This window comes from Dialister sp. (genome assembly GCF_051885895.1).
Classification (GTDB): Bacteria; Bacillota; Negativicutes; order Veillonellales; family Dialisteraceae; genus Dialister.
This window is the reverse complement of record NZ_JBJEXP010000033.1, coordinates 28,865-49,491: the sequence shown is the minus strand read 5'-3', so window position 1 is coordinate 49,491 and position 20,627 is coordinate 28,865. Positions and strand designations below refer to the sequence as shown.

Sequence of the window (20,627 nt, the reverse complement as noted above, 5' to 3'; positions counted from 1 at the left end):
GCCGCTTTTTTATGGGAATGCGGCACATTGCCAAGCGTCCATAGTCCCACCGCTTCAGCGGGGGCACAACAACACGCAGAGAACCAATGAACTCATAAGCATCACAAAGCATAGCGCCGCTAAAACTTCCCCCTCCGGGGTGGCAAGGGAACTGGATTCGTAGGGAGACGCAGTCGACCAAGAATCCAGTGACATGCTTCCCTTTAGGATGCACAGCGAACACATTTTGAAGGAGCTCCAGCGACACGCAAAATGTAGTGAGTCGTTTCACCTTTAGGTGGAAGTGGTGCGCAGCACCAATAGGGGTGCATTTCCGACGGGCGCAGCCCGGTTGTACGGTTTTCATCCGCTACTGTTCCACACGCAAATGTACACCACTGCCCAGCATCCATAGTCCCACCGCTTTAGCGGGGTGGGAAGGTGGTGGCGCCAGCCGCCAAAGGGGGAGCCGCCGGAAAGGTAAGAACGATTTTAGCTGCGTTTCACCTCTTTGCTTACCATCCTGCTGAATCAGCCGCTCACACGGTCAGCCGACCAAAAGGAAGGCCCTTTTATGGGCAGGTTAAGGGCCAACTTCGGCTGACTTGGAGGTCCTATGCAGGACCTCCACAGCCACCCCTTATCCGGCTTCGCCGGACTTTTCCACGGGCAAGCGAACTTGGTTCTCAGGTCGCTTTGCTCCCCTACGAACCAAGTTCGCTTGCCACCCCCATTCGGGGGACAGAATAAACCTCTCTATACTTTCCTGTAGATTCATGTGGCACATTGCCCAGCACCCATAGTCCCACCTCGAAGAGGGGGGAAGGTGGTGGCGCAGCCACCAAAGGGGGAGCCGCCGGAAGGTAAGAAAGATTTTAGCTGCGTTTCTTCTCTTTGCTTACCATCGTCCACCCCTTCGCCACTTCGTGGCCCTCTTCCCCTAAAGGGGACGCAAGATAATTACCATTTTCCCCAACGCAAAAGGCGTTCTCTCGAAGGAGGGAGCGCCTTTTTTCAGCAGCGGGCCAGTCTTCCAAGGAGGATAGCACGCATGTCGTCTATATCTTTGATTTCACTGCCATAGGCCCAGGCGCCCTTGACGAAGAGGGTGCAGGGGCAGCCGTCTATGGAGCGGATGGTGCCGATGGCAGTAGAGAGCTGCTTCAGTTTTCTCCGGACGGTCTCTTTATCTTCTGCATTTTGAATGATGAGGAAGCTGTTGACTCCTACCCGTCCGATGACGGCGGTACCGCCGAAGGCTCTGCGGATGGTCCTGCCGATGGCCTGTACCAGTTTTCGCCGACTCCTGTCCCCATAGTCTCTGCCGAAGTCTTCAATGACCGGGATTTCCAGAAGGATGCCCTCATAGTCGGCGCCGGAGGTGCGTAGGGCATCAGCGTAGTGCTCTGCAGAAATGGTAATGCCCCGGTAGCTCAAAAAGCCCGATTCTTCATCGATAAAGCGGCGGGCATCATCTTTTCCCTTCAGCCTGGCTTCTTCATCCATATCCACAAACCAGCCCAGCAGACCTATGATTTCATTGCCTTTGTAAACAGGCACCTTGGCAGCGCGGATGGTGTGGAGCCGGCCCCGGATGATGCATTTTCCTCTTACGTAGCAGGATGTCTTTCCTTCCTGCAACACCTTTTCTTCTTCCTTCTTGTAGGTATTGTCACCCAGATGCCAGCCCATATCTTCGTCTGTCTTTCCGAGGATGGATGATTCATCAGGAAATCCGTAGTAGTCAAGGAAGGCCTGGCTGGCGCCAAGGAAACGGCGGTTTTTATCTTTCCAGAAAAATTTGAAATCCGATTTCTTCCGCAGGGTATTAGCAAAGAGGGCTTCTGCCGTCAATTTCGATTCGTCCTGCCAGGTCATGCCCCAGGGGGAAGCATAGCGGGTCATGATTTTTTCTCTTTCCCCCATGGTCAGAGGTGTAAGGTTTGTCTGCTTTATGCCTATCAGGACACGGCCCTCTGCCGGTTCTCCCAGCACAAGGGCAACCACTTCTTTCCATTCATACTGCCCGCTTCCGTTTTTGATGCGGAAATGGGCGGAAGCGGCCTGTCGGGATGAAGTTTCTGCATTTTTCCTGATAGAGTCGGTGTTTATAAATGCTGCAAACTCTTTTCTGTCTTCCGGATGCACGTATGTAATCAGCTGCTTCCACTGCTTTTTCGTGAGGGTGGAGCCGGGCTTCAGGATAGGCAGGGGCGTAAGAATGACTTCCACTTCCTGCTCTTTATCGTTCACTTCATAAATGGAGTCAAATATGCGCATCATCTGCCGGTAAAGGGTATTCAGCTTCTCCACCGGTGTATTTTTTCCCTGCACAGACATATTGTAAATGGACAGGGTGCCGCCGCAGAGGGTCTGGCTGCCGGCAGCCACCAGGGCCTCGCATTTCAGCATACAGCCGTTTCTCACAGCATTGGCGGTCTGTATTTTTCCGCTTTTCCTGCTTCCTTCGATGAGGGCCAGGAACCAGGGATAGACGGCATGGGTGTGGGGCAGCACATCCCCTTCAAAGAAGATATGGTCCCCCTGGTTCAGCGTAGCCGTTTCCCTGAGCATAGCTTCGTTTTTAAGGAGCACCACCAGCTTATCCTTCGTGTCCAGGAAAAGGCCTATGGGCTTATCGGTGAGTACATTCACCAGGCCCACCCTGTTCATCACCATGGCTTCCTGCCTTGTCTCCGGCACATAGGTGCCCTTGGAAATGAGTGCTGCCATGTCAGCAAAAGGCATGGGTCTGCCGTAGAAATATCCCTGAATCCGTTCGCAGCCCGATTCTTTCAGAAATTCCACCTGCTCCTTGGTTTCCGCTCCTTCCGCCAGGGTATGGATGGAAAGGGTTTTTGCCATGAGGATGATGGAGCGGATAATCTTGCGGCTCTCTTCGTTGAAATTTCTTAAAAAGGCCATGTCGATTTTCAGTTCGTCAAAGGGAAATTCCTGCAGCACGTTGAGGGTGGAGTAGCCGCTGCCGAAGTCGTCCAGCCACAGCTGGTAGCCTGCCTGTTTGAAACGGATAAGTTCCTTTTTCAGCAGGCTGCGGTCCAAGGTGAGGGCGGACTCCGTCACTTCGATGCGGAAGAAGCTGCGGGGCACCTGGTACATGGATACGATGCGCTCCAGAAAATCGAAGGGCTTCATCACGTCGAAATCCACCCGGGACAGGTTCACTGATACAGGGATAATGGGCCGGTGCTCTTCCTTCAGACGGCGGTAGAGCCTGGCAGTTTCCTCAATGACGTAGCAGTCCAGATGGTGGATGAGCTTCATCTTTTCCAATATGGGAATAAAGACTCCGGGATAAATCATGCCTTTCTCCGGGTCCTTCCACCGGGCCAGGGCTTCCATGCCGCAGAGTTTTCCTGTGAGGGCACGGATAACAGGCTGGTAGTACACCTTAATGGCGCCCTCTTCCAAAGCCCTTTCAAAATTCCGGATCACAAAGGTGGTATCCACCACCTTCTGTCCCATGTCCGGCGTATAGAAAGCCCAGGAGCGGCCGCTGTCATTCCTGATGGATTCCGCCGCCAGCCTGCCCATGTCCAGAGGTCCCTGCCAGTCAAGTTTCTGCAGCATTTCAAAAGACACATGGTCATCGTCAAATAGCACTACCCCTGCCTTGCACTGTACATAGGCGTCGCCGATAAGACCGTTTACATCCTTCAGCGCTTTCTCCAGTTTCTCCAATACATGATCCCTGGGCGCCAAAATGCAGAAATCGTCCATAGCCGGATGACCGATGACGGCGTCAGGGAAATAGGAGCGGAGGATGCCTCCGATTTTCTTCAGCAGCCGGCTGCCCGACTCCATACCATAACTGGCATTAAAAGTAGAAAAATGGACAAGAGTGATATACACGTTTGCTCGGCATCCGAACATGCCGGCCGCTTCATCCTCTTTCCTGATACGGACCGCCTCCTGGTAAAAGCCATATCTCCCAAGAAGCCCTGTATCCAGGTCCCGTTCCAGAGCCCTGTGGCGCGCATCACTCTTCACCAGTCCCAGCACCCACATAGGTCCCAGCTTTGCATCCTCCGCCGTTCCTATAATGCCTTCAATCCGCTGGAAATGACCGTCCCTGTCAAAGCTGGGGAAGCCGTAGAAATTATAATTTGCATTCCTTTCTTCTCCACCGTACATTTCCGCCACGGAATGGTAATCAGCCGCCGCCATAAGGCCGCGGAAATGACCGCCTGTAAAATGCAGGAAATCCTCCTCCGAATCACACCCGAAAATCCGGAGAAGCTCATCATTCACCGCCAGTATCCTTTCCTCCCTGTCTCTGGAAACAAGACAGACACCCCCTGGAAAATCGTCCAGATATTGCAGTACACCTTTACTCTGGTCCATAAGGTCCTCCCTGTAATCATTCCATATCTATCTCACCAGGAGAAGGTACCCCCCCGAAAAATTCAATCTTTGCCTTTATTGTACACTTTTTTCAGGTAATATCCAATAAATTATTTTACAATGGAAGAAATGCTGACAGGGTGCTGCCCGGGGATGGTATGGCTGTGGGACACGCCCTGAAGGGCATAAGGGTTCAAAAGGTTCAGAGGGGAAGGTTCTTAGGATTGACCAGCCTTTCAGACTGAGGGTGATGGTATCGCCCTGACGGGCGATGAATTTTTATAATTCCGCTTCGCGGCGGCAGCGATGCCGCCCCCTGAGCGTAAGCAAACACAACCCTTCTATACAACCTGCCGCAAAAGCGGCGCCTCCTTTGCGAACAGGAATGTTGCCTTCTGCTGTCTGATTGTCTCATAGCGGATAGCGGTCTCACTATCTCCCCTGTTTTCCCACGCAAAAAAGCAGCGGTTCCTTCCGGTTCCGCTGCTTTTATTGTTTTCATCTAATCTTCCATGTCATTCAGTCCGGAAGGAAATTCCGCTGCTTTTTCCAGCCTGGCTTGCTTCCGCTGATGGATAATGGTGCGGTAGCCTTCTACCGCCAGTTCCAGAGCCAGACCGATGAGAAGGATCCCGATGCCTGCCTGGGCATAGGGGCCCCAGTCGGAGGCGCCGTTCAGAATCATGAGGATCTGGTTTCTTACGATAATCACCAGGGAGCTCAGGGTAACAATCATCATGAAGGTCATGGGAATGAGGAACATTTTATTATTCTTTCCTGCATTGCCCAGCCAGGCTGCCACAGCCAGAAGGCCGATGCCTGCCAGGAGCTGGTTGGCCGCACCGAAGAGGCCCCAGATTTTCATGAAGCCGCCCATGCCCAGAAGGACACCCAGTACCACTGTAAGGATGGTGGCAAAGTAGGGATTGACCATGATTTTCTTGAAGGTTCCGTCAATATCCTTAGGCGTCTGTCCCGGTTCGAGCCAGAATTCCTGGAACATGAAGCGGGCCAGGCGGGTGGCCGTATCCAGAGAGGTCAGGCAGAAAGCGGAATAGGTGAGCACCAGCAGGGTGTACATGCTGCTTTCCATGGATTCCAGTCCGGGAATCGCAGCAATCATGGCAGCAATCCCGCCGGCAAAAATATCGGTGGCCCCTTTTACATGGCCTGTTTCTCTGGCATAGGCAATGGCGCAGAGGGTAATGATGGCAAGGACGCATTCCAGCAGCATGCCGCCGTAGGCGATGGGCTTTGCATCCGATTCCTTATCCAGCTGTTTGGATGTGGTGCCGGAGGAAACCAGGGAATGGAATCCGGAAATGGCGCCGCAGGCTACGGTGGTAAAGAGAATGGGGAACAGGTACTGGATACCGTTGCCGTTATCTACTGCAAATCCTGCATAGGCAGGGAACAGCTCCGGCTTAATATCCGGATGGGCGCCTACGATGCCTACCACTGCCACGATGAGCATGGCGTAAAGCAGGAAGGAGGACAGGTAGTCACGAGGCTGCAGGAGAATCCATACAGGAGTGACCGATGCAATGGTAATGTAGAGTCCGATGAGCCACATCCAGGTGTGGGTGGAGAAATAGAAAGGATGGAAATTCATGCCGATGGCCATGCAGAGTACAATGGCTCCCACGCCCAGGATGGTGGACATCACCATGCCGGTGTGGCGGCGGTATACTGCAAATCCGAAAATGATGGCTACTGCAATAAAGAGCAGGGAAACCATGGCTACGGAAGCCTGGGTGGCGCTCTTCGCTTCGTTCAGTACGCCGTTTTCATAGACAGCTCCAAAGGTGGATGCTACGATGGCTGCAAAGGCGGCTACCACCAGAATCAGGGTGAGGTAGGAAAAAATAATGAAAAGCTGCTTGGCCCGTTTGGACATATTGGCGGAAATGATTTCCCCGATGGACTGTCCGTTATGGCGCACCGATGCGAAAAGGGCGCCGAAGTCATGGACGCCGCCGAAGAATATACCGCCCACCAGCACCCACAGGGTCACCGGAAGCCAGCCGAACATGGCAGCGCCGATAGGTCCGGTAATAGGGCCGGCACCGGCAATGGATGAAAAATGATGGCCCATGAGGATAGGCGCTTTGGCGGGCACATAGTCCACACCGTCTTCCATGGTGTGCGCCGGGGTGGGAATGTCCCCCTGGCCTACGCCCCACTGCTTCACCAGCCATCGGCCATAGAAAATGTATCCGCATAAAAGAATGACTAAACAAACTGCCAGTAATACCAGAGTATTCATAAATGAGCCCCCTTTCGTGAGGGTTGAAACACCGGCTCTGCAGAGCCGGCAGAGAAATCAGGCCTCCGGCTTTTGTTCTGCCGGGAAAAGCGCTGATGCAGTCAATACTTGATTTTCTTCCCGGATCCCTTCAGGGAAACATAGGGATCATGAAATTCGATTCATGGATGAAACCGGTGTCCTTCCGGGAAGTGGATAATCGGATAATACTTTTTTCAGTCCCTTTTCCATGCACCTTCCTGCCCGGTTGAAATAAAACTGGCCGCTGCCAAGCTCCAATGCTCCTGCATGGTATTCCATCCAGCCATGGAAGGAAAAGCGGAATGTTTTATAGTAACGGCACCTGACCAGTGCCTTTCCTGCTTCCTCATCCATGGAATCACAGATGAAAACGGGAGAAATATAGGTGTACATATGACCGGGCCCGATATGGGCCATGTCCATGCCTGTGTGATAGGCATAATCCCGGAGTTCCTTGAACACCGCCATAGTCAGATGAGGCACCTTGAACAGAAAGACAAATTCTTCCTGTGCTGTAGACCAGAGCTGGGCGGAATGAAAGAGGAAATATTTCTCCCCCTGTTCATAGTACTCACACACCGCAGCCAGCGCTGCTTTTCCTGAAAAGAAAGGTTTTTGTATATGAGCCGCCTCCCGCAGCCCACGGGTCTCTTCCTCCCTTCCTCCATCAAAGCGGGTAATGGTATAGTACCGCCGGTAACCGGCCAGCAGACGTTCCACCGCTTTTTCCTTTTCTTCCATGAGCCCCTCCTTTCATAATAAAATGTAATTTGAAGTGCACATAATTAGATGGTGCTGGTTTAAATATACTATTCCTCTTTCTTTTTTCCTAATAAAACTTCCTTATAAGCAGTGCAAAGAAAAATAATATGCATTTGTAACAGCTGTCAAGGCTGTCTTTTTTCCTGCAGCTCGGAAACCGGTCATCCTGAAGAGGCAGGCCTGCAGAGCATACTTTTCGCAGAGTACGATTTTAGGCTATTCTATTATCATTTAGTACTCCCGAGGCACAATAAAAAACCTGTCGGCGGGGAAACCAACAGGTTTTTGGAGAGAGGGTAAATTATTATCAAGAAAATCCAAGGTAAAAATGATAAGAATCAACGCACCTCCTTTTCTTCGCACAGCATCGGTGTTTCCTTTTTTCATGGGGATTTGAATCCGGGGCATCCGTGTTATGCTTTTCAGTTGACCATCGGTCAACTTATGTACATATTATATCATCTTTTTTCAAAGTTGCAAGCTCTTTTTTCATTTTTTATTTTTAAATTTCTATAAACATTTTATCTATTAATGTTTTACTATACCTGTTTTACTTATCTTCCATAATAAAAAGAGCTGCTCATAGAGCAGCTCTTTTTATTCCATCCTGTTATTTCATCATATTTTCCAGCTGGCTGATGAATTCCTCCTGCGGAACAGCGCCAATCATACGGTTGACCTCTTCCCCGTCCTTGAAAAGGATAATGGTAGGAATGGACATAATATCAAACTGACCGGCCAGATCCTGCAGTTCGTCCACATCCACCTTGCAGAAATGAATCTTGTCTCCGAGAACCTTTTCCGCATTTTCCATAACCGGAGCCATCATGCGGCAGGGGCCGCACCAGGTAGCCCAGAAATCAATGAGGCTGTAGCCCTTGTGATTGGTAATTTCTGTATCAAACTGTTCGCTGCTGTGAATTTCTGTAATCATCTTCTGATCTCCTTTAATATAATTATATTTAATTAATTCGATATGTTTATTATAACACAACCCGTCAAATAAAAACAAGGGAATAGAAAACAGGGCTTTGCCTGGAAGCGCAGGAAATCAAAAAAGTTGAGAAATCCAAGGGAGGATATATGGTATCTCCATGAAATAAAAAAGGGTTCTGCTGCATCCTGAAGGAAACAGCAGAACCTTCTTTCATGTGATAAATGAGGGTGATTATTTTCCGGTGTACACGGTCTTCTTATGGCTGCCGTAAAGGTCCAGGAAGACGGCGTCCGGATCATAGCGGTTAAGGCGCACCGGCGCCTTGTCTGCATAGCCTACGGCAATAATGCAGAAGGGATCCAGTTCGTCCGGAATGTCCAGGATATGGCAGAGGTGGATTTTTCTGTCCTGATAGGGGTATACCTGCATCCACAGGGTGGACAGTCCCAGATGTTCCGCTTCAATCAGGATATTCTGGGCGGCGGCGGAGCAGTCGAAGGTCCATTCCTCAGGGAAGGAGATGCCTTCCTTCTTCCCTACGATGACGATGGCTGCCGATGCCTTTCTGGCAGGGCCGGCAATAATGCTGTTATGGGAAATGGCTTTCACCAGGTCTTCACGGGTGACAATGATGAAATCTCTTGACTTCTGGTTGCCTACAGCCCGGGCCTGCATGCCCGCCTTCACCAGGGTAAGAAGCTCCTCATCCGGCACCGGCGTTTTCTCCTTGAAATAACGGCAGGTTCCTCTTCTGAAAATTTCGTCCATGGTTCTTCCTCCTTTTGTTATTATTATGATTTCAGCTTATTCTTTCTTGCCTTTATTATACCATAGAATAGGGTAGAGAATTCAGAGGCCGCTCCCTCCCAGCCGGGAAGGGTTCTAACGTCTGACGGCGGCTTAGCTGCCGAAACGCCAGGCAGCGCCTTCCCCCTTTGCATTCACCTGCTTTGGGAAATGCTGCCGCCGCAGTCCCACCGGCTCACTGTTTCACCGTCTTTTTCATATTTTTCGTAAACCGGTCAATCGCCCGCCGGTAAAGGCTGAGGGGATTATTTTCTCCATTCCTCACACGGCTGTCTTCGCTGGAGGCCACCAGATTTCCCGTTTTAACATCATACCATTCAAAGGTTACATCCACCCGGGCACAGGGCACCCAGAGGTCCGGCACATATTCAGGATAGGTGACGGTGCGGTAGAATTCATGCCAGCGGCCGTCTCTGTCACGCCATCCTTCCCGGACTTCTCTGCTTCTCCATTCCGTATGGGCAGGGAGAAGATAGGAGTTGACACTGTACTGTTCCAGACGGGGCAGGATATAAATGTCCGCTTTGCCGGAGACTGCCTCTTCAGGTACAGCCGTTTCCGATCCTTCGATCATACTGTTCTCTTCCTGTGCCGAAAGAGCGGCTCTTCCCCGGGGCCCCGGCTGTTCCATCAGCAGAGAAAGACCCTTCACCCCGGACGTCCTTTTATAAAATTCTTCCTTCAGCTTCCATTTCATGGCGCTTCCCATTTCGGGAAAAGCGGACGTATCCATTTCTCCAATATAGAGAGTTTTCACTTTTGTAAAATCATAGGTGCTGTCTTTCCATTCGGTATAGTCTGCAGAAGCACTGCTTCCCGAAAGAAAGAGGAAAAATGCCATCAGCAGCACCAGCAGGTGGTACTTGACTGTCATAGGTATCTTCGTCTCCTTTCTTTTCCTTCATCTTACCATACGGAATCCATCCCTGCGAGCAGCAGGCCGGCTTTTCCAGAAGCCAAAGAGAGACAGCATGAAATCTGTCTCTCTTTGGCTGCTTTCGGTTCAACGGGATTTCCAGCCCGGTGCCAGTACGCTGTCGCTTCCCAGAGCGGTGAGCCCGGAGTTGTAGTCACCGGTTCCGCTGTCCCGTTTTCCGGTGGGATAGTAGATTTTCTTATCCGGATTTTTCCTGTCCTGATAAAAGAGGCGGTCTTCATTCTGTATCTGCTCCTCTGCCGGGACAAAGGGCCTGTTCAGAGGCAGTTTCTTCCTTGCCATTTCCGTCTTCCTTGTCTGGGAAAGAAGCCAGTCATAGCAGGCCGGCGTGCCGTGGCCGTAGAACCAGGCGGACATGTGGCTTACATTTCCTGTAAGCACTGCCTGATAAATGCCGGTTTTATTCTTTCGGGAAACCAGAGAACGAATGGTACTGCTCCGTTTTTCCGGAGTGGTGCTGCTGTCCAGCACCAGGTCCTCCGATGGAATGTCCACACCGGCCAGGTCATGGTAGAGAATCCGATATTCCACATTCTCTCCTTTTGTATTCAAATAGAGGATATTGTCATCGGAAATCATGTAGAACCAGTTGTTATAGTCGCAGGGGTTTCCATGGCTGTCCCTGTTCCATATGATGGTTCCGTCAGCCGGGGCATTATAACAGGTTTCTCCGTTAAAGGGATAGGACTTGTCATAATTATTTCCCCATTTGCAGCTCATGGGAAGGAGAGCGGCAAAATAGTTGTCTCTTTGCGCTGCCATGGCCATGACGGTCATGCCGCCCATGGACTGTCCGCTTCCGTAAATCCTGTCTTTATCGATGGAATAGGTGCGGGTCACCTGGTCCATCAGTTCCCATATGGCAGGGGCAGCGCAGCTCAGGGTCCAGTTGTCCCTGGCCATGCGGAGGCTGTATTCGGGATGCGCCTTATCCATGGGGTAGAATTCCGCAATGGCGGGACAGAGTACAATGACCCCGTCCAGTCCCTTTTCCTTTGCTTCCTCCTGGAACCGGTCGGAAGCATAGTTGGCAGCGGCCTGGGATTCTGTCAGTGTCAACATGGGATCGCTGTCCATGGATCCTGCATCATGGATGTGGAGCACCAGTCCGTATTTTCCGGAAGGATGGTAGTCTTTCGGCACGTAGATGGCATAGGGAAGGTCAAAGTCCCAGTATTTTCCATTGGCCTCATCAAAGCAGTGGTACGCATGAAAGGCATTTCCCTTTTTCAGGGTATGGAGTTCATAGCCTGACAGGCCGCTGATGGTATAGGTACCGTCCACGGCATAGTTGTATTCCTCCGGCGCCCTGTTTTTCCCTGTCTGGGGATCATAGCTGACATAGGTGAACGGAGTGTAGTTTTTCGTTCCATCTACAGAAGGCTGGATGGTCCCCCTGCCGGTGGAGACCGGCTTCACCTGTTTCACCAAAGCGGCCATGGTAATCCTGTAGGACCGGGGAAACCGACCTGTCTGGTAGTCCGTATTCACTTCAATCACCACATACCGTCCGGAGGCAGTGCCGCCTTTGGCAGAAGTCTCCGGCCGGTCATTGACGTATACCTTTGTGATGGTACCGGGACTGTTCCCCTGGGTCAGGTCCCTTTCCGTCAGTGTGGTTCCGTAGTCCGTCACCTGATAGGTATCTTTTGTCACGGATGCAGTGGGAATGTCCCTGTCATAGGAAAGCACCACCGCTTTCAGCTTTGAGCCGTCGGTATCCACAAAGCCCAATGCTTTCATGGAAGTGACCGCCTGGTCTGCGCCCAGGTCTGCCCCGGCAGAAGGCGAAGAGACCGTTCCTTCCGCCCGGGAGGAAAAACCTCCGCCAAAGCCCAGAAGAATCGAAAGGCCGGCAGCCGGAATCCATTGTTTCTTTATCTTCATAGAGTCTCCTTTGAAAGAAATCCGGAGCAGCGCACCTGGGAAGAATGAGCTTTTCTCCATTTCCGGTTTCTTCGGAAAGTACTGCTTCTCCTGTCATTTAGTTACCTATAGTATATACCATGAAGGAAAGAAAAACGGAGCAGACCGAACAGAAAGGAAAGCTTCTCTTTTTCATCGTCCCCTGCCTGCAGAAGGTTCCTGCAGAAATCATTTCCGAAAGGCCGGATAAAGCCCCTTTTATGGCAAGCAAAAAAGCTGCAGAAAATCTGCAGCTTTTTTGTTGGAATTAGAGACTTTTCGTTGCGGACAGACGGATGAGGGCACGCATGAGAGCCAGTTTTGCTCTTTCCACATCGAGGTCTTCGGTGCGGTGAGCCAGCCGGTCTTCGGCGCGCTTTTTAGCCGCCTGGGCACGGGCTACGTCAATGTTTTCTGCCAGTTCAGCCAGAGGAGCAATGACATTAACCCTGCTGTTTTTGGTTTCAAGGAATCCGCCAAATACAGCGATTCTTTCCTCCTGGTCTGCCTTTTTGATGCGCACAACGCACATGGTCAGGGCAGCAGCAAGGGGAAGATGGCGTTTCATTACGGCGAATTCGCCATCTTCTGCACGGGCAACCACCATGTCTACGCCGTCATCACTGTAGATGGCGCCGTCCGGACTGATGACTTCCACATGCATAGGATTAGTAAGGGTATCAGCCATGGCTTATTCCCCTTTCTTCATCTTTTCAGCCTTTTCGATTGCTTCATCAATGGTGCCCACCATGTAGAATGCACCTTCCGGCAGATCATCATGTTCGCCTGCAAGGATTTCCTTGAAGCCTCTGATGGTTTCTTTCAGCGGTACATATCTTCCCGGGGAACCGGTGAACTGTTCAGCTACGAAGAATGGCTGAGACAGGAATCTCTGAATCTTTCTGGCGCGGGCAACAATGACCTTGTCGTCGTCGGAAAGTTCTTCCATACCGAGGATGGCGATGATATCCTGCAGTTCCTTGTAACGCTGCAGAATAGCCTGTACGCCGCGGGCTACTTCGTAGTGTTCCTTGCCAAGGACGTTCGGATCAAGGATACGGGAAGTGGAGTCCAGCGGATCTACTGCCGGATAAATACCCAGTTCTGCAATGGAACGGTTCAATACGGTGGTAGCATCCAGGTGGGTGAATACGCCAGCCGGAGCCGGGTCGGTGAGGTCATCGGCCGGTACATAGACTGCCTGTACGGATGTAATGGAGCCTTCTTTGGTAGAAGTGATTCGTTCCTGCAGTTCGCCGATATCGGTAGCCAGTGTAGGCTGATAACCTACGGCTGAAGGCATACGGCCGAGAAGTGCGGATACTTCGGAACCTGCCTGTACGAAACGGAAAATGTTATCTACGAAGAGAAGTACGTCCTGGTGTTCTTTATCACGGAAGTATTCTGCCATGGTCAGGCCGGTCAGGGCAACTCTCATACGAGCTCCCGGCGGTTCGTTCATCTGGCCGTAAACAAGGGCAACCTTGTTCAATACGCCGGAGTCTTTCATTTCGCCCCAGAGGTCGTTGCCTTCACGGGTACGTTCGCCTACGCCGCAGAATACGGAGCAGCCGTTATGTTCGGATGCTACGTTGTGAATCAGTTCCTGAATCAGGACTGTCTTGCCTACGCCTGCACCGCCGAACAGACCAACCTTACCGCCTTTTGCGTAGGGGCAGATCAGGTCAACGACTTTGATGCCGGTTTCGAAAATTTCAGCTGCCGGGGACTGGTCTTTGAAGGCCGGTGCCTGACGGTGAATCGGCCAGTAGTCTTTTGCTGCCACCGGAGTGGGGTCTTTATCTACTGTCTGGCCTAATACGTTGAAAATACGTCCAAGGACGCCGTCGCCTACCGGGGTAGCGATTGCACGGCCGGTGTCGACAGCTTTCATTCCACGTACCATGCCATCTGTGGAGCTCATTGCAACGGTACGGACTACGCCGTCACCCAGATGCTGCATGGTTTCACAGATAACATCTACAGGAACGCTGCCTTTGTCGTCTTTTACATGGATTGCATTATAGATGGCAGGAAGTTCTTTGTCATCGTCGAAGGCAATATCGACAACTGCGCCGATGACCTGAACGACTTTACCTACCTGCATCTCCTGTTCATTTGCCATGAAGAAGCATTCCTCCTTAATCGATATAGGTTATTCCAGCGCAGCTGCGCCGCCGACAATTTCGGAAATTTCGTTGGTGACCTGAGCCTGACGGGCTTTGTTGTACGTAAGGTTGAGGTCGGCGATTCTTTCGGTTGCGTTGTCGGTAGCAGCGGACATGGCGGCCATACGGCTTCCCAGTTCGGAAGCGGCAGACTGGAGCATGGCGTTGTAAACCTGGACCTGTACATATTCAGGAAGCAGTTTGGAAAGGACGGAGGCTGCATCAGGAAGGAACATATAGGGTTCTTCCGCAGCGGGCTGTCCGTTTGCTTCCTTGTCTGCCTCATCAGCGGGGTTCTGTACCGGCAGAAGTTTTTCTACCCGCACCTGCTGACGGAGAGCAGTAATAAATCTGGTGTAAATAATATAAACTTCATCCACTTCTTCCTTGACGAAGTAGTCCACCATTTCCTTGGCTACATCGATGGAATCCTGGGCCTGAGGTTTATCTGAAAATCCGAAGTGGTAGGAGTCAAGATCATACCCGCGGAATTTAAGGTAGTTTCTACCCTGTTTGCCGCACACATAAAGTGCATAGGATGAGCGATCCTTACCGGAGATTTCGTGCATGGTCTGCTTCATAACATTGGAGTTATAAGCACCGGCAAGGCCTTTATCTGCGCTGATGACGAGATATCCGACCTTCTTTACTTTCCCTTCTCTAAGGAGCGGGCTGGTAAAACCGGGTGTTACCGAAGAAGCACGGCGCAGGAGCTCTCCGATTTTTTCAGCATAGGGACGGGAACCGTTTGCTTTTTCTTCTGCTTTGCGCAGACGGGCAGCGGCTACCATCTTCATTGCTTTTGTGATCTGCTGGATGTTGGTGACAGATTTAATGCGCCCTTTTATATCACGCGTACTTTCCAATCAGATCACCCCTCTACCTTGTCAGACTTTTCAGCTTTGTTAGCGTTGTAGCGTTCTTTGAATTCTGCAATAGCGGCCTTCAGTTTTTCTTCGTTGGCATCGGTCAGTTTCTTTGTCTTCACGATGTCTTCGCCGATTTCCGGATGGCTGCTGTGGAGGAATGCGAGAATCTGGTGTTCGAAGTCTACGACTTCATCTACACCGATATCATCGAGGTAGCCTTTAACAGCTACGTAGATGGCCTGTACCTGGTCTTCAACAGGATACGGGGTGTACTGCGGCTGTTTCAGCACTTCGGTGGTTCTCTGGCCGCGGTCGATCTGGGCTTTGGTGGCCGGATCAAGGTCGGAGCCGAACTGTGCGAAGGCTGCCAGTTCTCTGTACTGGGCAAGGTCCAGACGGAGGGTGCCGGCTACCTGTTTCATGGCTTTAATCTGTGCGGCGCCGCCTACACGGGATACGGAAAGGCCTACGTTGATTGCCGGACGAACGCCGGAGTAGAAGAGGCCGGTTTCCAGATAAATCTGGCCGTCGGTAATGGAAATTACGTTGGTCGGAATGTAAGCGCCTACGTCGCCTGCCAGAGTTTCAATGATCGGCAGTGCTGTAATGGAGCCGCCGCCCAGTGCATCGGAGAGGCGGGCTGCACGTTCCAGCAGTCTGGAATGCAGATAGAATACATCGCCCGGATATGCTTCACGTCCCGGTGGACGACGGAGCAGCAGGGACATTGCACGGTATGCTACAGCGTGTTTGGAGAGGTCATCATAAATGATGAGGACATCTTTGCCCTGGTGCATGAAGTGTTCTGCGATGGAGACACCGGAATATGGTGCCAGGTACTGCATCGGGGAGCCTTCGGATGCGCCTGCATGGACGATGATGGAATAATCCATAGCGCCGGCGGACTTCAGTTTTTCGTATACACGAACAACGTTGGAGTTCTTCTGGCCGATGGATACATAAATACAAATAACGTTCTGACCCTTCTGGTTCAGGATGGTATCAATGCCGATAGCGGTTTTACCGGTACCACGGTCGCCGATGATCAGTTCGCGCTGGCCGCGTCCGATCGGAACCATGGAGTCAATAGCTTTAAGACCTGTCTGCAGCGGAACGTTAACCGGCTGTCTGTCGGCAATTCCCGGTGCTTTGATTTCAATGTCGCGGTATTCGTCGGTTTTGATTTCCCCTTTGCCATCAATCGGCTGGCCCAGTGCGTTAACAACGCGGCCGATAACTGCGTTGCCTACCGGTACCTGCATCAGGTGACCTGTTCTCTTAACAGTGTCCCCTTCCTTAATGGTTTCAGAGTGGCCCAGAAGTACGGCACCTACGTTGCTTTCTTCCAGGTTCAGTGCCATGCCGTAAACGCCGTTCGGCAGTTCAAGGAGTTCGCCGGCCATGCAGTTCTGCAGGCCATATACATGGGCAATGCCGTCGCCGACTTCAAGGACTGTACCAACTTCATCGACATTGAGGTCTACTTTGTAGTTTTCAATCTGTTTTTTAATGACAGATGTGATTTCATCTGAACTGATTTTCATTTCCTATAAGTCACCTCAATTATTGCATCATTTTCGCTTTCAGTGTCTGCAGGGATCTGGCAACGGAACCATCGATCAGGCGGTCACCCACCTGGACGGTAAAGCCGCCGATCAGCGCTGCGTCCACTTTCTGCTTCAGGATAATCTTTCTGCCGGTAATGGCAGCAAGTTTTTCCTTCAGCGTTTCAGCCTGAGACTTGCTGAGCGGAAGAGCAGATGTAACCACTGCTTCTTCAACGCCCATGCCTTGATGAGCCATGGTCACGTAGTAGTCGACCATCATGGGGAATACCTCAAAACGGTCTCTGTCCATAACCACGTAGCAGAATTGCAGGACAACCGGCTGTACCTTGTCTGCAAAGAGTTTCTTTAACGTATCTTTCTTGACATCCCTGGCAAGCAGAGGATGATTCAGAAAATCCTTGAGGTTCTGATTTTTGCGGATAGCATCTGCAATCAGCACCAGATCTTCTTCTGTCTGTTTCAAGCTGTTCTGTTCAGCAGCGATCTCATAGATAGCACGTCCGTACTTTTTTGCAAGGATTACGTTCTTATCCATGATTATTTACCTGCTTTGCGGGCATCCAGCTTTGCGATGCTTTCCGCAATCAGCCGGTCATTTGCTTCCGGCGTCATATTTTTGCTGATGATCTTAGCTGCAATTTCGCAGGAAAGGCCGGCAACCTGGGATTTCAATTCTTCAAGAGCATCCTTGCGTTCTCTTTCAATCTGTTTGGTTGCGTTTTCCTTTTCCTTTTCAATAGCGGCATGAGCTTCTTTAATCTGGGCATCTGCCTGGACTTTGGCTTCTTTAACAGCCTTGTCCACAATTTCCTGGGCTTTTGCCTGTGCGTCGCGGAGCTGTTCTTCATAGGATTCCTTCAGCTTTTCAGCGTCTGCCTTGGAAGCAGCAGCGGAATCCAGGTCATTCTTAATGCGGTTCTTACGTTCATCAAGAACTTTCAGCACCGGTTTATAGCAGAAATGACCAAGAATTGCACACAGAATAACGAAGTTGATGATCTGAATCAGCAGTGTACCATTCAGTTCTACCAATTCGATCCCTCCTTAAGGTAATATTAGTGGGTAATATTATTTAAGGAATGGGTTAGCGAATACGAGAACCAGAGCGATAACGATAGCAATAATCGGGATAGATTCGATAAGGCCGATAGCAACCAGCATGTTGGTGAAGAGCTTGCCTGCCATTTCAGGCTGACGGGTCATGCCTTCGAGAGCATGGGAAGCTGCTTTGGAATCGGAGAAGGCAGCTGCAATAGATGCCAGGCCAGCGATGAAAGCTGCTGCGAGAAGAGAATACTGTGCGACGATTGTCTGATCCATAATAATAATTCCTCCTGAGAATCACATAAAATTTTTTCCGGATGCGGACGGTGCCGATGGACTGGGCCGTTTGGACGGACGGTGCCGTTCCGTTTATTATGCAGCGGTGCTGCGCTCCACCGGAATCAGAGGCTTTCCTTCATATACACGGAAGCCAGGGTGGTGAAAATGTATGCCTGAACTGCTCCGACAAACAAACTGAAAGCAATCCAGATCATAGGTACGAACCACGGGCAGAGGAAATACAGAATTTCCAGCAGGATTTCCCCGGCAAGAATGTTGCCGAATAGACGCATAGCCAGCGTAACCGGCCTTGCAATCTCTTCAATGAGGTTCATCAGTACGAAAACCGGGAACGGTTCAAAGAAGTGCTTCAGCCAATGTCCCACACCCTTATTCTTGATGAAATAGAAGTGGAGAAGCAGAGAGCTGGCAATAGCCAGACCCAGTGTGGTATTCACATCATTGGTAGGGGAAGCAGTCAGATGTTCCGTAGGCAGAAGGCCGATCTGGTTGGCCGTAAAAATGAACAGGAAAAAGGTCAGAAGGATGTTGACCACCTGGCGGTATTTATGTCCCAGATTGCTGTCAAACTGATTGCACAAACCTTCAATAAGCCATTCCACCATGTTCTGCCAGCCTCCGGGAACCAGTGATTTGCCCCGGGTTGCAGCAAAGACAAGGATGAAAACGATAAGGGCTGTAAGCCATGTAGTAAAAATGGTGTCCATGTTGACAGACATGCCGAAAAGCTGCTCTACAGCGTGTGTACCTGTGTGCAGATGCATAATCTCACCCCCTCTCTCTTACAAGGATGTCAAGAAAAGTTTCTATTCCTTAATTAAACCGACCACGCGCTCGGCCAGAGTCGCGACGGGCAGTGTAAGTAAGCCACCTAAAAAGGCAAGTATATCCAGCGGGCTGAATATCACCGCCAGGGCACATAGTATTTCCAGAATGAACCGCATTGTAGTAAACATGAATAGATGCTGTCCGATAAATTCCGGCTCCCTTTCAGCTTTAACCCACTGGTTAAACTTGACCACCATCAATCTATAGAAAATGATATGGAAAAGGGTCCCCAGGGCCCAGGCGACGCCATAGGTCCAGCCTTTCCACGCAAACAGTATAACCGTGCCGGCTGCCAGAAATACAAGAAGGTACTTTGTCATGCGGGATGCATACTTTGGAAATGTCAGATCAAAATTCATGCTATTTCTTTCCCAAAATCTGTTTAATCACCGAATACATACCGGACATAGCTCCCAGGATGGACAGGAGGATGACTCCCAGGGGAGATGTCCCCAGGTACTCGTCACACTTCAATCCCAGCCAGAGCCCTACGCCGATGGAAACAAGAATGGTCAGGCCTGCCCCTGATGCCACCGCAATGCTGTGCAGCGGATCAAAATCATCGGGCCCTTTTTTCCTGTCTTTCCTTCTTTCCATATCCTCTCCACCGTGACCGGCTGAGCCGGATTTGCATTTACAAAAACAGGCACGTTAAACACAAAATTGCATTTATACTGTCTCAGTATACCATAACCATTGTCACTTGGCTATAAATTTAGTAGGTTTTTTGTCACTAATTCCTTCTATCCATAAAAGGGCGTCCACGATACGTTCTGCGGAATGTCCATCGCCGTAGGGATTCACCGCTTCGGCCATGGATTTGTATTCCTTTTCGTCGGTCAGAAGTCTGTAGGCTGTATCAAATACCTTTTCTTCATCTGTACCGACCAGGCGGACCGTACCGGCTTCTACCGCTTCCGGTCTTTCCGTGGTATCCCTGAGCACCAGCACCGGCTTGCCCAGGCTGGGCGCTTCTTCCTGGATTCCGCCGGAATCGGTGAGAACGATAGCGCTTCTTGCCATGAGGTTGGTAAAGGGTTCATATTCCATGGGTTCTACCAGATGGATGCCGGGCACGCCTTCCAGTTCTTCGGAAACGGCCTCGCGGACAAGGGGATTCCGGTGCACCGGGAATACCACCTCCGTATCCGGCACCGCTTCCACCAGGCGGCGGAGGGCACGGTACACGTGATGCATGGGGTCTCCCAGGTTTTCACGGCGGTGGGTGGTGACAAGAATCACCCGCTTATGTTCTTCAATGGCTTCAATTTCCGGATCTTCAAAGTGGTAATCCTTTTTGACGGTATTCAGAAGGGCATCAATCACCGTATTGCCCACAACGAATATGGAGCTGTCCTTTTTGTTTTCCTTCAGCAGGTTCTGGCGGGCTGTTTCCGTAGGTGCGAAATTGACATTGGCCAGGACGCCGGTGAGCTGACGGTTTGCTTCTTCCGGATAGGGAGAAAGGAGGTTGCCGGTGCGGAGACCTGCTTCCACATGGCCGACCTTGATCTGCTGGTAAAAGGCTGCCAGCGCTGCGGTAAAGGTTGTTGTAGTATCGCCGTGCACCAGTACATAGTCCGGCTTTTCCCGCTTCAGCACTTCTTCCAGTCCCCGAAGCACCCGGGCGGTGATATCATAGAGGGTCTGTCCGCTCTTCATGATATCCAGGTCATAATCCACAGGAAGATCGAAAAGCTCGACCACCTGATCCAGCATTTCACGATGCTGGGCAGTGAGGCATACTTTTGTTTCGATTTCCTTATGCTTTAAAAGTTCCTTGACAACAGGTGCCATCTTGATGGCTTCCGGCCTTGTGCCGAAAATAGTCATTACTTTCATGATATACCCTCTTTAAAAATCAACAGCTG

Annotated in this window: 18 protein-coding genes; all 18 read right to left on the bottom strand. The window is 51.0% G+C overall.

Translation table 11 applies throughout. The features are described 5' to 3' along the window. Positions 1-993 precede the first annotated feature (993 nt). Positions 994-4,344 (bottom strand): EAL domain-containing protein, encoded by a 3,351-nt coding sequence (locus ACI4N7_RS02725; protein WP_439731838.1) that lies wholly within the window; start codon positions 4,342-4,344, stop codon positions 994-996. Positions 4,345-4,846: 502 nt separating this feature from the next. After that, positions 4,847-6,610: a carbon starvation CstA family protein gene (locus ACI4N7_RS02720; RefSeq protein WP_439731837.1), complete on the bottom strand. Its 1,764-nt coding sequence runs from the start codon at positions 6,608-6,610 to the stop codon at positions 4,847-4,849. A 147-nt stretch (positions 6,611-6,757) separates the two neighbouring features. Continuing rightward, positions 6,758-7,372, bottom strand: a complete 615-nt coding sequence (locus ACI4N7_RS02715; protein ID WP_439731836.1) for a hypothetical protein — start codon at positions 7,370-7,372, stop codon at positions 6,758-6,760. Positions 7,373-8,003: 631 nt separating this feature from the next. Then, positions 8,004-8,327 carry a thioredoxin gene (trxA, locus tag ACI4N7_RS02710; RefSeq protein ID WP_439731835.1) on the bottom strand — a complete coding sequence of 108 codons (324 nt, stop codon included), beginning with the start codon at positions 8,325-8,327 and terminating at the stop codon, positions 8,004-8,006. Between the two features lie 234 nt (positions 8,328-8,561). After that, complete coding sequence (locus tag ACI4N7_RS02705; RefSeq protein ID WP_439731834.1) at positions 8,562-9,098, bottom strand: nitroreductase family protein; 537 nt, start codon at positions 9,096-9,098, stop codon at positions 8,562-8,564. A 214-nt stretch (positions 9,099-9,312) separates the two neighbouring features. Further along, positions 9,313-10,011 carry a hypothetical protein gene (locus tag ACI4N7_RS02700; RefSeq protein ID WP_439731833.1) on the bottom strand — a complete coding sequence of 233 codons (699 nt, stop codon included), beginning with the start codon at positions 10,009-10,011 and terminating at the stop codon, positions 9,313-9,315. Positions 10,012-10,140: 129 nt separating this feature from the next. Beyond that, positions 10,141-11,961 carry an alpha/beta hydrolase-fold protein gene (locus ACI4N7_RS02695; RefSeq protein WP_439731832.1) on the bottom strand — a complete coding sequence of 607 codons (1,821 nt, stop codon included), beginning with the start codon at positions 11,959-11,961 and terminating at the stop codon, positions 10,141-10,143. Positions 11,962-12,247: 286 nt separating this feature from the next. After that, entirely contained in the window at positions 12,248-12,667 is a 420-nt protein-coding gene (locus ACI4N7_RS02690) for a F0F1 ATP synthase subunit epsilon (protein ID WP_439731831.1), read from the bottom strand. A gap of 3 nt (positions 12,668-12,670) precedes the next feature. Beyond that, complete coding sequence (gene atpD, locus ACI4N7_RS02685; RefSeq protein WP_439731830.1) at positions 12,671-14,104, bottom strand: F0F1 ATP synthase subunit beta; 1,434 nt, start codon at positions 14,102-14,104, stop codon at positions 12,671-12,673. Between the two features lie 30 nt (positions 14,105-14,134). Next, positions 14,135-15,013 (bottom strand): ATP synthase F1 subunit gamma, encoded by an 879-nt coding sequence (gene atpG / locus ACI4N7_RS02680; RefSeq protein ID WP_439731829.1) that lies wholly within the window; start codon positions 15,011-15,013, stop codon positions 14,135-14,137. Between the two features lie 5 nt (positions 15,014-15,018). Continuing rightward, positions 15,019-16,560: a F0F1 ATP synthase subunit alpha gene (gene atpA / locus ACI4N7_RS02675; protein ID WP_439731828.1), complete on the bottom strand. Its 1,542-nt coding sequence runs from the start codon at positions 16,558-16,560 to the stop codon at positions 15,019-15,021. A 19-nt stretch (positions 16,561-16,579) separates the two neighbouring features. Further along, positions 16,580-17,119: a F0F1 ATP synthase subunit delta gene (locus ACI4N7_RS02670; RefSeq protein WP_439731827.1), complete on the bottom strand. Its 540-nt coding sequence runs from the start codon at positions 17,117-17,119 to the stop codon at positions 16,580-16,582. 2 nt (positions 17,120-17,121) lie between these two features. Then, complete coding sequence (atpF, locus tag ACI4N7_RS02665) at positions 17,122-17,616, bottom strand: F0F1 ATP synthase subunit B (protein ID WP_439731826.1); 495 nt, start codon at positions 17,614-17,616, stop codon at positions 17,122-17,124. A gap of 36 nt (positions 17,617-17,652) precedes the next feature. Continuing rightward, the gene (gene atpE, locus ACI4N7_RS02660; protein WP_439731825.1) at positions 17,653-17,904 is read right to left on the bottom strand and encodes a F0F1 ATP synthase subunit C; all 252 of its coding nucleotides are present in this window, start codon (positions 17,902-17,904) and stop codon (positions 17,653-17,655) included. Between the two features lie 125 nt (positions 17,905-18,029). Next, positions 18,030-18,692: a F0F1 ATP synthase subunit A gene (gene atpB, locus ACI4N7_RS02655; protein WP_439731824.1), complete on the bottom strand. Its 663-nt coding sequence runs from the start codon at positions 18,690-18,692 to the stop codon at positions 18,030-18,032. Between the two features lie 42 nt (positions 18,693-18,734). Continuing rightward, a complete protein-coding gene (locus tag ACI4N7_RS02650) occupies positions 18,735-19,115 on the bottom strand; it encodes an ATP synthase subunit I (protein WP_439731823.1) in 381 nt (126 codons plus the stop codon). A 1-nt stretch (position 19,116) separates the two neighbouring features. After that, positions 19,117-19,353 (bottom strand): AtpZ/AtpI family protein, encoded by a 237-nt coding sequence (locus tag ACI4N7_RS02645; protein WP_439731822.1) that lies wholly within the window; start codon positions 19,351-19,353, stop codon positions 19,117-19,119. Between the two features lie 102 nt (positions 19,354-19,455). Continuing rightward, positions 19,456-20,598, bottom strand: a complete 1,143-nt coding sequence (gene wecB, locus ACI4N7_RS02640; RefSeq protein WP_439731821.1) for a non-hydrolyzing UDP-N-acetylglucosamine 2-epimerase — start codon at positions 20,596-20,598, stop codon at positions 19,456-19,458. Positions 20,599-20,627 lie beyond the last annotated feature (29 nt).